This window comes from Mycobacterium asiaticum DSM 44297 (genome assembly GCF_000613245.1).
GTDB classification, from domain to species: domain Bacteria; phylum Actinomycetota; class Actinomycetes; order Mycobacteriales; family Mycobacteriaceae; genus Mycobacterium; species Mycobacterium asiaticum.
In genome coordinates this window covers 876,544-888,722 of sequence record NZ_HG964938.1, presented here as the reverse complement: position 1 = coordinate 888,722, position 12,179 = coordinate 876,544, and the positions used below count along the sequence as shown (strand labels likewise).

Genomic DNA, 12,179 nt, shown 5'->3' with positions numbered 1-12,179 from the left:
GTCACGTCAGCGCAATCGCGCGCACTCCCGTTGGCGGACAATGAAATCAACGACCGAATTAGTCGTCAATACCGGGAGGTATCGTGGAAATGACTGCCGCACAACGTGTTCCAGCGCAGACCGAGGTCGCCGAACCGGGCACGGTGCTTACCGTTCGCTATGACCGCAGCGGACGCACCGAGACTTTCATGCTCGGCGGTTACGGCGCCTGCGACACCGACAGGAAGCTCTACCCGCTGCGTTCACCGATCGGGCGGGCCATCGTAGGGGCGCGTCCGGGAGACCAGCGCCAGGTGGTGCTTTCCGGCAGCGAGCCGATCCCGGTGACGCTCATCGATGTCGACGTGGGAGGCCGCTAGGCGCGCAGATAATCGAGTTGCACCTGCACCGACCACTCGGCTGCGTCCCAAAGTTTCTCGTCGACGTCGGTGTATACGTGCTCGACGATCTGCCGGGCACCGGCGTCCTCACCGAGTTCACGCAGCGCGGCGCGCACCTGCTCCAGCCGCTCCTGCCGGTGGACGAGGTATCCCTGCGCCACAGTTTCCAAATCGCCGAGGTCGGGACCGTGGCCGGGCAACACCGTCCTGCGGCCGAGCCCGCGGAGCCGCTGCAGTGACTCCATATAGTCGGTGAGTTTGCCGTCTTCCTTGTCCATGACGGTGGTGCCGCGCCCGAGCACCGTGTCGGCGGTCAGTACCGCGTCGTCGAGCACGAAGCTCAGCGAGTCGGCGGTGTGGCCGGGGGTGGCCATCACCTTGATCTTCAGGCCGGCGGCGTCGATGACCTCGCCGTCGATGAGATGGCCACCGAAGCCGCGCAGAAACCCGCTGCCGGCGGACCGGACGGTGGCCCCGGTCAGTTCGACCAGCTTGTCGATGCCATCGGTGTGATCCGGGTGCCGGTGACTGATCAACACCAAGGTGATGCGGCCCAGCGCCGCCACCCGTGCGATGTGCTCGTCGTCGTCCGGCCCGGGGTCCACGATCACCAGCTCGTCACTGCGCGGGCCGCGCAACACCCAGGTGTTGGTGCCTTCCAGCGTCATCAACCCGGGATTGTCGGCCAGTAGGACCGATGCCGTGTCGGTGACCGGCCGCAGCTGACCGTAGGCGGGATGCGTCAGGGTCTCGACTGCCTCGGCCACAGCCGCTAACCGACCTCGACGATCAGCTCGACCTCCACCGGCGCGTCCAGCGGGAGCTCGCCGACCCCGACGGCCGAGCGTGCGTGCGCGCCGCGCTCGCCGAACACCTCAGCGAGCAAGTTGGATGCACCGTTGACGACGCCCGGTTGCCCGTGGAAGCCGGGGGCCGAGGCGACGAACCCCACGACCTTCACCACTTGGGTCACCGAGTCGAGCCCCACCAGCGAATCCACCGCGGCCAACGCGTTGAGCGCGCAGATTCGCGCCAGCGCTTTGCCTTGTTCCGGGGTGACCTCACCGCCGACCTTTCCGGTGTGCGTCAGTTTGCCGGCCTCAAACGGCAGCTGCCCGGCGGTGTAGACGAGGTTGCCGGTGCGCACCGCCGGCACGTAGGCGGCCAGCGGCGCCGCCACCTCCGGCAGTGCGATGCCAAGCTGCTGCAGGCGAGCTTTCGCGCTCATCCCGCGGCCTTACTTGGGGCGTTTCAGGTACGCCACGTGCTGCTCACCGGTGGGCCCGGGCAACACCGAGACCAGCTCCCAGCCGTCGGCGCCCCATTGGTCGAGGATCTGCTTGGTGGCGTGGGTCAGCAGCGGAACCGTCGCGTACTCCCATGTGGTGGGTTGGGTCATGCCGCGAGCTTATCGGCCAAACCGCAACGGCTAGCATGCGATGGTGGCAAACACTTCTAGCGGCGGTAGTTCCGTCGGGTGGCCAACGCGCCTGTCCAAGGCCCGCCTGCACTTCGTCACCGGAAAAGGCGGTACCGGAAAGTCGACCATCGCCGCGGCCCTGGCGTTGACCCTGGCCGCCGGCGGACGAAAGGTCCTGCTGGTCGAAGTTGAAGGGCGGCAAGGGATTGCGCAGCTCTTCGATGTCCCGCCACTGCCCTACCAGGAAGTAAAGATCGCGACGGCCGAACGCGGCGGCCAGGTCAACGCCCTGGCGATCGACATCGAGGCCGCATTCCTGGAATACCTCGACATGTTCTACAACCTCGGCATCGCGGGCCGGGCAATGCGGCGCATCGGCGCGATCGAATTCGCCACCACGATCGCTCCCGGCCTACGCGACGTGCTGCTCACCGGCAAGATCAAAGAGACCGTGATCCGGGTTGACAAGAACCGGATACCGCTTTACGACGCAATCGTGGTCGACGCTCCCCCGACCGGCCGCATCGCCCGCTTCCTGGACGTCACCAAGGCGGTCTCGGATCTGGCCAAGGGCGGACCGGTCCACTCCCAGGCCGAGGGCGTGGTCAAGCTACTGCATTCCGATCAGACCGCCATCCACCTCGTCACGCTGCTGGAAGCGTTGCCGGTTCAGGAAACGATGGAAGCCATCGAGGAATTGGCCGAGATGGAACTGCCGATCGGCAGCGTGATCGTCAATCGCAATATCCCGGCGTACCTCGAGCCCGGTGATCTCACCAAGGCCGCGGAGGGTGTGGTCGATGCGGACTCGGTGCGCTCTGGTTTGGCGATGGCCGGGGTCGAACTGGACGAGGCGGATTTCGCCGGACTGCTCACCGAGACCATCCAGCACGCCACCCGGATCTCGGCCCGTTCGGAGACGGCTCAACAACTCGATGCACTGCAGGTTCCGCGGCTCGAGTTACCCACCATTTCCGACGGCGTCGACTTGGGAAGTCTGTACGAGCTCTCGGAAGTACTTGCACAGCAGGGGGTTCGATGACCACGCCGCCGCCACACAAGCCGACGCCACTGGACATGGCGGCCATCTTGGCCGACACCAGCAACCGCGTCGTGGTCTGCTGCGGCGCGGGCGGGGTCGGCAAAACCACGACCGCAGCGGCGATTGCGCTGCGCGCGGCCGAATATGGGCGCACCGTAGTGGTTTTGACCATCGACCCCGCCAAGCGACTCGCACAAGCGTTGGGCGTCAACGATCTTGGTAACACGCCACAGCGCGTACCGCTGGCGCCCGAGGTTCCCGGCGAGCTGCACGCGATGATGCTGGACATGCGGCGCACCTTCGACGAGATGGTGGTGCAGTACTCGGGATCGGCTCGCGCACAGTCGATTCTGGACAACCAGTTCTATCAGACCGTCGCCACGTCGCTGGCCGGCACGCAAGAGTACATGGCCATGGAGAAACTCGGGCAGCTCTTGGCGCAGGACCGTTGGGATCTGATCGTGGTCGACACCCCGCCGTCGCGCAACGCACTGGATTTCCTGGACGCGCCCACGCGGCTGGGCAGTTTTATGGACAGTCGCTTGTGGCGGTTGTTGTTGGCGCCCGGCCGGGGCATCGGCAGGCTGGTGACCGGAGCGATGGGTTTGGCCATGAAGGCGATGTCGACGATTCTCGGCTCCCAGATGCTGGGCGACGCCGCTGCGTTCGTGCAGTCACTGGACGCGACGTTCGGCGGCTTCCGGGAGAAGGCCGACCGCACCTATGCGTTACTGAAGCGGCGTGGCACCCAGTTCGTGGTCGTCTCGGCCGCCGAACCCGACGCGTTGCGGGAGGCATCGTTCTTCGTCGACCGGCTGTCCCAGGAGGGGATGCCGCTGGCGGGACTGGTGCTGAACCGCACCCACCCGACCTTGTGCTCGTTGCCCGTCGAGCGGGCCATCGACGCGGCCGAGAAGCTCGAGACCGAGGGAGCCGACTCCGAAGCAGCGGCCCTGGCGGCGGCGGTCCTGCACATTCATGCCGACCGCGCGCAGACCGCCAAGCGGGAGATCCGGTTGCTGTCCCGCTTCACCGGGGCCAACCCACACGTGCCGATAGTCGGAGTGCCGTCGCTGCCGTTCGACGTCTCAGACCTGGAAGCGCTGCGCGCCCTCGCTGACCAGATCACCTCTGCCTGAGGTCCTGAACTGCGGTAATGCCCCGGCACCCGGTGATATTCGACGTCGATTCAAGATCACATTGAGCGCTTAATTATCGAAATGCTGCCAAAAACGGCCTTGAGCTGGGCAAACACGCTCTAAAATTTACTATGCTCAGCTAAGTTGTAATAAAAAAGTAATGATATACCGTCCAGTGGCGGCGTGCCCGGTTGCCTCGTCCTACCGGCGAACCTCGCCTGAATCGCTTCATCGCCGACGCCACCGGCTTCGCCGCCGAGAATGCGCGACCGGTACGGCCGGTGTTCGGGCTTCCACCAGCGACGATGCCGTCAGCACGAGGCGTTATTCGACGCCGATCTAACGGCCACTCGATCCGGACAGCTGTCCGACGACCGGAAAAGCTGCCCTGAGCTGGGACAACGGCTTATCTCTGATGGTGCGACAAGCTAACTTGTAACACAGTCGCAATGACAAGCGACCGCCCCCGCCGACTCGGCAGGGGCGTCCTGAGAGGGTTCAGATGATGTTGCGGCGCTTGCGCTTGTCCAGGTAGTCCGACCAGGAAACCACCTCGGGGTGCTGCTTGAGCAGTGCACGACGCTGGCGCTCCGTCATGCCGCCCCACACGCCGAACTCCACCTTGTTGTCCAGGGCGTCCGCGGCACATTCCTGCATTACCGGGCAGTGACGGCAGATCACGGCGGCCTTGCGCTGGGCGGCGCCACGTACGAAGAGTTCGTCGGGATCGGTTGCCCGGCAGAGAGCCTGCGACACCCAGGTGATGCGCTCCTCAGCCTCGACGCTGCGGAGAAGGTTACCCGTGGACGTGAGGTTGGTCCTCCGTGCGCCCGGACGTGTTCCTGACACGAGCTGTTCCCTTCCTCCCGGCCGCTGTCGCGACCGCCAAACCCGGTTCCAGCCGATAAGCGATTTGGCCCACACTGCGCGCATCGGTGTTACCTGAATCTCACTGCAGATATAAGTTAGGTGGTCAGGTGGCAATTGCGCAACAGTCCGATAACGCTTTTTCTGGGACGATCGTCCCGTCTCGCACCGGGCGGCCGGGGAAAACAGACTCTGCCTGTCCCATTTTGGGGCTCTGACCAGTGACGTCGCCGTAAGTTTAGCCCCAAACAGGGGTAGCGGAATAGTACGACACCTGCTAAAGAATTTTTTCCCACCCGCGCGGCGCGGCACCGTCAGAAGGGGTCGCTACTGTAGTACGCATGTCCGAGCGTCCCCCGGTCGCAATCACGCTGTTGAAGTTGGCCGGCTTTTGCTTGCTGGCCAGCGTCGTGGCCACTGCGTTGATGTTCCCCTTCGCCGGCGGCATCGGACTCATGTCCAACCGCGCCTCGGAGGTTGTGGCCAACGGCTCGGCGCAGCTGCTGGAGGGCCAAGTCCCCGCGGTGTCGACGATGGTCGACGCGAAGGGCAATACCATCGCATGGCTTTATTCTCAGCGCCGCTTCGAGGTTCCCTCCGACAAGATCGCCAACACGATGAAGCTGGCGATCGTCTCCATCGAGGACAAGCGGTTCGCCGATCACAACGGCGTGGACTGGAAGGGCACATTGACCGGCTTGGCCGGTTACGCCTCGGGTGACGTCGACACCCGCGGCGGCTCGACCATCGAACAGCAGTATGTCAAGAACTACCAGCTGCTCGTCACCGCCCAGACCGACGCGGAGAAGCGCGCGGCTGTGGAAACCACTCCGGCACGCAAGCTGCGCGAGATCCGCATGGCCCTCACGTTGGACAAGACCTTCACCAAGCCAGAGATTCTGACCCGCTACCTGAACCTGGTGTCGTTCGGGAATAACTCATTCGGGGTGCAGGACGCAGCGCAAACCTATTTCGGCGTGAACGCGATCGACCTGAACTGGCAGCAGGCGGCGCTACTGGCCGGCATGGTGCAGTCGACCAGCGCACTGAACCCCTACACCAACCCCGAAGGTGCGCTGGCCCGGCGAAATCTGGTGCTGGACACCATGATCGAGAACATCCCGGCCGAGGCGGAAGCGCTGCGGGCGGCCAAGGCCCAGCCGCTCGGCATCCTGCCGCAGCCCAACGAGTTACCTCGCGGCTGCATCGCCGCCGGCGACCGGGCGTTCTTCTGTGACTACGTCCAGGAATACCTCTCGCGCGCCGGTATAAGTAAGGAACAGGTGGCCAGGGGTGGCTACTTGATCCGCACCACGCTGGACCCCGACGTGCAGATTCCGGTGAAGGCGGCCATCGACAAGTTCGCTCCCCCGACGCTGTCCGGCATCTCGAGCGTGATGAGCGTGATCCTGCCGGGTAAGACGTCTCACAAAGTGGTGGCGATGGCCAGCAACCGTAAATACGGGCTGGACACCGAGGCCGGCGAGACCATGCGTCCGCAACCGTTCTCCCTGGTCGGCGATGGCGCCGGGTCGATCTTCAAGCTCTTCACCACCGCCGCCGCCATGGACATGGGCATGGGGATCAACGCCAACCTGGACGTGCCGCCCCGCTTCCAGGCCAAGGGCCTCGGCAGTGGCGGGGCGAAAGGCTGCCCGAAGGACACCTGGTGCGTCGTCAACGCCGGGAACTATCGCGGGTCGATGAACGTGACCGACGCACTGGCCACCTCACCCAACACCGCATTCGCCAAGCTGATCTCGCAAATCGGCGTGTCCCGCGCGGTCGACATGGCCATCAAGCTCGGTCTGCGCTCCTACGCGAACCCTGGCACCGCCCGGGACTACAACCCGGACAGCAACGAGAGCCTGGCCGACTTCGTCAAGCGGCAGAACATCGGCTCGTTCACGCTGGGGCCGATCGAGGTCAACGCGCTGGAGCTGTCCAATGTGGCGGCCACGCTCGCCTCTGGCGGCATGTGGTGCCCGCCGAATCCGATCGACAAGCTCATCGACCGCAACGGCAACGAGGTCTCGGTCACCACCGAGACCTGCGAGCAGGTAGTACCCGAAGGGCTGGCCAACACCCTCGCCAACGCGATGAGCAAGGACGCCGTGGGCAGCGGCACGGCGGCGGGTTCGGCCGGGGCGGCAGGCTGGAACCTGCCGATGTCCGGCAAGACCGGTACCACCGAAGCGCACCGCTCCTCCGGTTTCGTGGGCTTCACCAACCGCTACGCCGCGGCCAACTACATCTACGACGACTCGCCGTCCCCGACCGACCTGTGTTCGGGTCCGCTTCGGCACTGCGGCAGCGGCGACCTCTACGGCGGTAACGAGCCCGCCCGCACCTGGTTCACCGCGCTACAGCCGATCGCGAACAATTTCGGCGAGGTGCACCTGCCGCCCACCGATCCACGCTACGTAGACGGCTCGCCCGCCGGGCGGGTGCCCAGTGTGGCCGGCCTCGACGTCGACCAAGCCCGACAGCGCCTGCGCGACGCCGGGTTCCAGGTCGCCGACCAGCCCAACTCGGTCAACAGCTCTGCCAAGTACGGCGAGGTGGTCGGAACTTCGCCCACCGGGCAGACGATCCCAGGGTCGATCGTGACCATCCAAATCAGTAATGGCATCCCGCCACCACCTCCGCCACCGCCGGACGGTGGGTTGCCGCCGGAGGTCGTCGGATCCCAGGTGGTCGAGATACCTGGGCTGCCGCCGATCACGATTCCGCTGCTGGCACCTCCACCTCCACCGCCACCGGGAGGGGCGCCGCCGCCGCCATAGGCGTGGTTCGCGCCAGACACGCGCGTCAAGCGACATACCGGCAGTAAACTTGCCGTCATGCCTGAAGTGTTGCCCGTGTTGCTACGAACCGGCGCCGCCGCCCTGGGCTCGGCGGTCGCGGGGGTGGGTTATGCCGCGCTAGTGGAGCGGAACGCGTTCGTGCTGCGCGAGGTGACGATTCCCGTCCTGAGTCCGGGTTCCACACCTCTGCGGGTGCTGCACATCAGTGACCTGCACATGACGCCCAACCAGCGGCGCAAGCAGGCCTGGTTGCGTGAGCTGGCCAGCTGGGACCCCGATCTCGTGGTCAACACCGGCGACAACCTGGCCCACCCCAAGGCTGTGCCGGCCGTGGTCCAGTCGCTGGGCGACCTGCTCTCCCGGCCCGGGGTTTTCGTCTTCGGCAGCAACGACTACTTCGGTCCTCGCCCCAAGAACCCGCTCAACTACTTGAGCAACCCGGGTCACCGGGTGCGCGGCGAACCGTTGCCCTGGCAGGACCTGCGTGCGGCCTTCACCGAACGTGGCTGGCTGGACATGACCCACACCCGCCGCGAATTCGAGGTTGCCGGTCTGCACATCGCCGCCGCGGGAGTCGATGATCCCCATATCGACCGGGACCGCTACGACACCATCGCCGGGCCGGCCAGTCCGGCGGCCAACCTGCGGCTGGGCCTGACGCACTCGCCCGAACCGCGGGTTCTGGACCGCTTCGCCGCCGACGGCTACCAACTGGTGATGGCCGGACACACTCACGGTGGCCAGCTGTGCCTGCCGTTCTATGGAGCCATCGTGACCAACTGCGGTCTGGACCGCTCCCGGGCCAAGGGAACGTCCCGGTGGGGCGCGAACACACTCCTGCACGTCTCGGCGGGCATCGGGACCTCGCCGTTCGCGCCGGTGCGGTTCTGCTGCCGGCCCGAAGCCACCCTGCTGACCCTGATCGCCACCCCGATGGGTGACCGGGACGCGACCAGCAACCTCGGTCGCTCGCAGCCAACCGTTTCGGTGCGTTGACAGAGCGGACCCGCATTGCGGTCCGCAGTCAGCCCCGTGCCTGGGCCGACAACGCCATCCGGCTGATCGAAGCCGATGCACGCCGCAGCGCCGACACTCATCTACTGCGCTATCCCCTGCCGTCGGCCTGGTCGGCTGAGGGCCCCGGCGCCCAGGTGGCGCTCTACCTCAAAGACGAGACGACGCACATCACCGGAAGCCTCAAGCACCGGCTGGCCCGGTCGCTGTTTCTGTACGCGCTGTGCAACGGATGGATCGATGAGGGAACCACCGTGGTCGAGGCCTCGTCGGGTTCCACGGCGGTGTCCGAAGCGTATTTCGCCGCATTGCTGGGGTTGCCGTTCGTTGCCGTGATGCCCGAAGCCACCAGCGCGGCCAAGATCGCGTTGATCGAATCACACGGCGGCCGTTGCCATTTCGTCGAGAAGTCCAGCGAGGTCTACGCCGAGGCGGCACGGGTTGCCGCCGAGACGGGCGGCCACTACCTGGATCAGTTCACCAACGCCGAGCGCGCCACGGATTGGCGAGGCAACAACAACATCGCGGAGTCCATCTATCAGCAGATGGCCGAGGAATCGCACCCGATACCCAGCTGGATCGTGGTGGGCGCCGGCACCGGGGGCACCAGCGCGACGATTGGCCGCTACATCCGGTACCGACGGCACGCTACCCGGTTGTGCGTCGTCGACCCGGAAAAGTCCGCATTCTTCCCCGCCTACGCCGACAGCCGGCCAGACGTCACGACGGGTGCGTCGTCGCGGATCGAGGGCATCGGCAGGCCGCGGGTAGAGCCGTCGTTTCTGCCCTCGGTGGTCGACCGGATGGTTTCGGTGCCCGACGCGGCGTCGATCGCGGCTTCGCGTCACGTGAGTGCCGTGTTAGGGCGCCGGGTGGGTCCCTCGACAGGCACCAACCTGTGGGGCGCCTTTGGACTGCTGGCCGAGATGGTCGCCGAAGGCCGCAATGGTTCGGTGGTCACCTTGCTGGCCGACAGCGGCGACCGCTATTCGGACACGTACTTCAACGACGAGTGGGTGGCCGCGCAGGGATTGGATCCGAGCGGGCCCGCCCAGGCCCTGGTCGAATTTGAGCGGAGCTGCCGGTGGAACTGAGGCACCGACCTGCCGTTTGGGAGGTCGCAGCCGCGGTGCGATAGGCTGTCGAGGCTTCATGCGGGGTGTGGCGCAGCTTGGTAGCGCGCTTCGTTCGGGACGAAGAGGCCGTGGGTTCGAATCCCGCCACCCCGACTCTGTGATGAGCGACATCGGAACAGTCCGGACCCTCGTTTAGGGTTCGGGCTTTTTCTTCTGCCGGCCAGTAGAAGACGTTGCGGGTTGGTGGTCCCGGCGCCGTCGCGGGTTAGCTGGCGTCGGCCCCGTCGATGATTCGGATGCCGCTGGGCTGGACGGGAGCAAACACTCCAAAATCATTCGTACTCATATTTTTTCTCGATCACAAGCGCCGGGAATCGTGCCATTATGGGCAACGTCACATCGTCCGTTGGCGAAGTTGCCAGGCAGGAGGACCACGATGCCGTACCTGATCGCTACCCCGGACGTGATGACAGCGGCAGCGACGCAGGCCGCAGGCATAGCCAACTGGACGAAAGCGGCGAACCTGGCGGCCTTGGCGCCGACGAGCACGCTGATGGCCGCCGCGAGTGACGAAGTGTCGACGGCGATCGCATCGCTGTTCTCCGGCTACGCGCAGGAATATCAGACGCTCAGCGCGCAGGTGGCCGGACTTCAGGAGCAATTCGCCCAGGCGCTCAGAGCCGCCAGTGGGGCGTACGCGGCCGCTGAAACGGCCAACCTCGGCGCGCTGCAGCCTGTCGCCGACCAAATTCTGGGTGCTATCAATGCCCCGACGAACCTGTTGTTGGGGCGTCCGCTGATCGGTGACGGCGCCAACGGCGTCGCGGGGACGGGTCAAGCCGGTGGGGACGGCGGCCTGTTGTGGGGCAATGGCGGCATGGGTGGTTCGGGCGCCGCGGGTCAGGCTGGCGGGCGCGGCGGCAATGCCGGTTTGATTGGCAACGGGGGCATCGGCGGCACCGGCGGTATCAACCGCGGAATCGGCGGCAACGGCGGCACCGGCGGGCTGCTGTGGGGCAACGGCGGAGCCGGCGGCACCGGCGGTGTCGGCACGATTACCTACGGATTCGGTGGGCTCGGCGGCCGCGCCCTGTCCCTGTTCAGCTCCCCGGGCGCCAACGGCGCCGGCGGCTTCGGCATGGGTAACACGCTGTTCGTGCCGTCCGACGCAAATGCCCTTGCGGCCCTCCTGGCAACTGCGCCGGACGAAAACTTCCTATTGATCGGCACGGACGGCACGAACCTGAGCAGAATCCTGGCGCTCGGCTCCGGCCCCGACGGCACCCCCAACTTCCACCAGTTCATGCTGCAGAGCACTACCGCCGCATCAACAATCGTCGGACACACGAGCGTCTCCAACCCCTCGTGGACGACCATTCAAACCGGCGTGTGGAGCGAGACGGCGGGTGTCACCAACAACGTCTTCACCCCGTGGACCTATGACAACTGGCCGACGGTGTACAACCACCTCGAGGGCACCTACGGCGACAACATCAATACCACGGTCATCGGTAATTGGCCGGTGATCACCGACATAGCCGGCGCCGGGGCGTTCCCTGCCGACACCGTCCACTTCGTCGGGCACTCCGCGGATGACCCGTACTGGTTTGCATCTCAAGCCCAGGTCACCCAGTTGACCCGCAACGCGATCATGGACTCGCCCGCCGACAAGGGCAATCTCATCTTCTCTTACTTCGTCGGTGTCGACGAAATGGGCCATGCATACGGCGGCGCCTCCCCCGAGTACACAGCGGCCCTACGAAATATGGATGCGCAGCTAGGTCAGCAAACCGTAGGCGGCTCAGGCGTTTTGGGAGCAGTCGCCGATTGGGAGCTTGCGCACGGCGAGGAGTGGACCACCCTCATCGTCACCGACCACGGCCACATCGACCCTAACCAGTTCGGCCGCGGTCACGGCTTCCAATCGCCTTTAGAGACAGCGACATTCCTCATGTGGGATCCGGCCGGCAACGACGCCTTCGACGGTTGGATCAACAATTCGTGGCAGATCGTCGATACGACGCCGACGATTCTGGATCAATTCGGCCTGCAGACGCCGGGCTACATGCAGGGTGCGCCCCTGACGGATGCCAGCTTCGCGGGCACCTACGTCAACCCTGCATTGCCGCCACCCGCCACCGGCACCAACTTGTTCAGCGTGCTGAGTGCCGACTTCGCCGCCCAGGGTTACCCCGACATTGCAACGAACTTGATCCTGGATTCGCGCACGGTCGCTGCGACGATTCCGTACCTGGTCTACTCCCCGATCCAAGGCATCGTCGACTCGGTGCCCAGCTTCCTGCAGCTACCCGTGTCGTGGCTCGGCGCCGGCGTCTACCAGGCCCTCAATATTCCCGCGCAGATCTTTGTCCGCTTCACCGGCGTGACCGGCAACCAGATCATCCCGCCGGTACTGAACCCGTTCATCTGACCC

General features: G+C 65.5%; 11 protein-coding genes and 1 tRNA gene. 8 read left to right on the top strand and 4 right to left on the bottom strand.

The window, feature by feature from the left end:
- Positions 1 to 89 precede the first annotated feature (89 nt).
- Positions 90 to 359 (top strand): GreA/GreB family elongation factor, encoded by a 270-nt coding sequence (locus BN972_RS23090; protein ID WP_080697155.1) that lies wholly within the window; start codon positions 90 to 92, stop codon positions 357 to 359.
- Here the strand turns inward: BN972_RS23090 and BN972_RS23085 are convergent.
- Genes BN972_RS23085 through BN972_RS28945 form a run of 3 tightly spaced genes read right to left on the bottom strand, consistent with a single transcriptional unit; the run spans position 356 to position 1,779 of the window.
- The gene (locus tag BN972_RS23085) at positions 356 to 1,147 is read right to left on the bottom strand and encodes an MBL fold metallo-hydrolase (RefSeq protein WP_036362938.1); all 792 of its coding nucleotides are present in this window, start codon (positions 1,145 to 1,147) and stop codon (positions 356 to 358) included. The genes BN972_RS23090 and BN972_RS23085 overlap by 4 nt on opposite strands.
- Positions 1,148 to 1,152: 5 nt before the next feature.
- Positions 1,153 to 1,608 carry a RidA family protein gene (locus BN972_RS23080; protein WP_036362935.1) on the bottom strand — a complete coding sequence of 152 codons (456 nt, stop codon included), beginning with the start codon at positions 1,606 to 1,608 and terminating at the stop codon, positions 1,153 to 1,155.
- A 9-nt stretch (positions 1,609 to 1,617) separates the two neighbouring features.
- Complete coding sequence (locus tag BN972_RS28945) at positions 1,618 to 1,779, bottom strand: DUF4177 domain-containing protein (protein WP_099051178.1); 162 nt, start codon at positions 1,777 to 1,779, stop codon at positions 1,618 to 1,620.
- A 40-nt stretch (positions 1,780 to 1,819) separates the two neighbouring features.
- Between BN972_RS28945 and BN972_RS23075 the strand changes: the two genes are divergently transcribed.
- Together BN972_RS23075 and BN972_RS23070 are read left to right on the top strand one after the other, a co-directional pair.
- Positions 1,820 to 2,842, top strand: coding sequence for an ArsA family ATPase (locus tag BN972_RS23075; RefSeq protein WP_036362932.1), 1,023 nt, complete (start codon positions 1,820 to 1,822; stop codon positions 2,840 to 2,842).
- Positions 2,839 to 3,981, top strand: coding sequence for an ArsA family ATPase (locus tag BN972_RS23070; protein ID WP_036362929.1), 1,143 nt, complete (start codon positions 2,839 to 2,841; stop codon positions 3,979 to 3,981). Before BN972_RS23075 ends, BN972_RS23070 begins: the two co-directional genes overlap by 4 nt.
- 498 nt (positions 3,982 to 4,479) lie before the next feature.
- Here BN972_RS23070 and BN972_RS23065 read toward each other — a convergent pair whose 3' ends face one another.
- A complete protein-coding gene (locus BN972_RS23065) occupies positions 4,480 to 4,830 on the bottom strand; it encodes a WhiB family transcriptional regulator (RefSeq protein ID WP_036362926.1) in 351 nt (116 codons plus the stop codon).
- A 359-nt stretch (positions 4,831 to 5,189) separates the two neighbouring features.
- On the opposite strand from BN972_RS23065, the gene ponA2 reads away from it, so the two are divergent.
- The 5 genes from ponA2 (at position 5,190) to BN972_RS27855 (ending at position 12,176) form a co-directional block, all read left to right on the top strand.
- The gene (ponA2, locus tag BN972_RS23060; protein ID WP_036362923.1) at positions 5,190 to 7,634 is read left to right on the top strand and encodes a transglycosylase/D,D-transpeptidase PonA2; all 2,445 of its coding nucleotides are present in this window, start codon (positions 5,190 to 5,192) and stop codon (positions 7,632 to 7,634) included.
- Between the two features lie 57 nt (positions 7,635 to 7,691).
- Entirely contained in the window at positions 7,692 to 8,651 is a 960-nt protein-coding gene (locus BN972_RS23055; RefSeq protein ID WP_036362919.1) for a metallophosphoesterase, read from the top strand.
- Positions 8,648 to 9,763, top strand: a complete 1,116-nt coding sequence (gene cds1 / locus BN972_RS23050; protein WP_036362916.1) for an L-cysteine desulfhydrase Cds1 — start codon at positions 8,648 to 8,650, stop codon at positions 9,761 to 9,763. Before BN972_RS23055 ends, cds1 begins: the two co-directional genes overlap by 4 nt.
- Before the next feature lie 61 nt (positions 9,764 to 9,824).
- A tRNA-Pro gene (locus BN972_RS23045) sits at positions 9,825 to 9,898 on the top strand.
- Between the two features lie 283 nt (positions 9,899 to 10,181).
- On the top strand, positions 10,182 to 12,176 hold the full coding sequence (locus BN972_RS27855; protein ID WP_051545736.1) for a PE domain-containing protein: 1,995 nt from the start codon (positions 10,182 to 10,184) through the stop codon (positions 12,174 to 12,176).
- Positions 12,177 to 12,179: the final 3 nt, after the last annotated feature.

Coding starts and splice junctions, on each gene's coding strand:
- BN972_RS23055 (WP_036362919.1), top strand. CDS start 7,692: ATGCCTGAAGTGTTGCCCGTGTTGCTACGAACCGGCGCCGCCGCCCTG.
- BN972_RS27855 (WP_051545736.1), top strand. CDS start 10,182: ATGCCGTACCTGATCGCTACCCCGGACGTGATGACAGCGGCAGCGACG.
- BN972_RS28945 (WP_099051178.1), bottom strand. CDS start 1,779: ATGACCCAACCCACCACATGGGAGTACGCGACGGTTCCGCTGCTGACC.
- BN972_RS23080 (WP_036362935.1), bottom strand. CDS start 1,608: ATGAGCGCGAAAGCTCGCCTGCAGCAGCTTGGCATCGCACTGCCGGAG.
- BN972_RS23070 (WP_036362929.1), top strand. CDS start 2,839: ATGACCACGCCGCCGCCACACAAGCCGACGCCACTGGACATGGCGGCC.
- ponA2 (WP_036362923.1), top strand. CDS start 5,190: ATGTCCGAGCGTCCCCCGGTCGCAATCACGCTGTTGAAGTTGGCCGGC.
- BN972_RS23075 (WP_036362932.1), top strand. CDS start 1,820: ATGGTGGCAAACACTTCTAGCGGCGGTAGTTCCGTCGGGTGGCCAACG.
- BN972_RS23090 (WP_080697155.1), top strand. CDS start 90: ATGACTGCCGCACAACGTGTTCCAGCGCAGACCGAGGTCGCCGAACCG.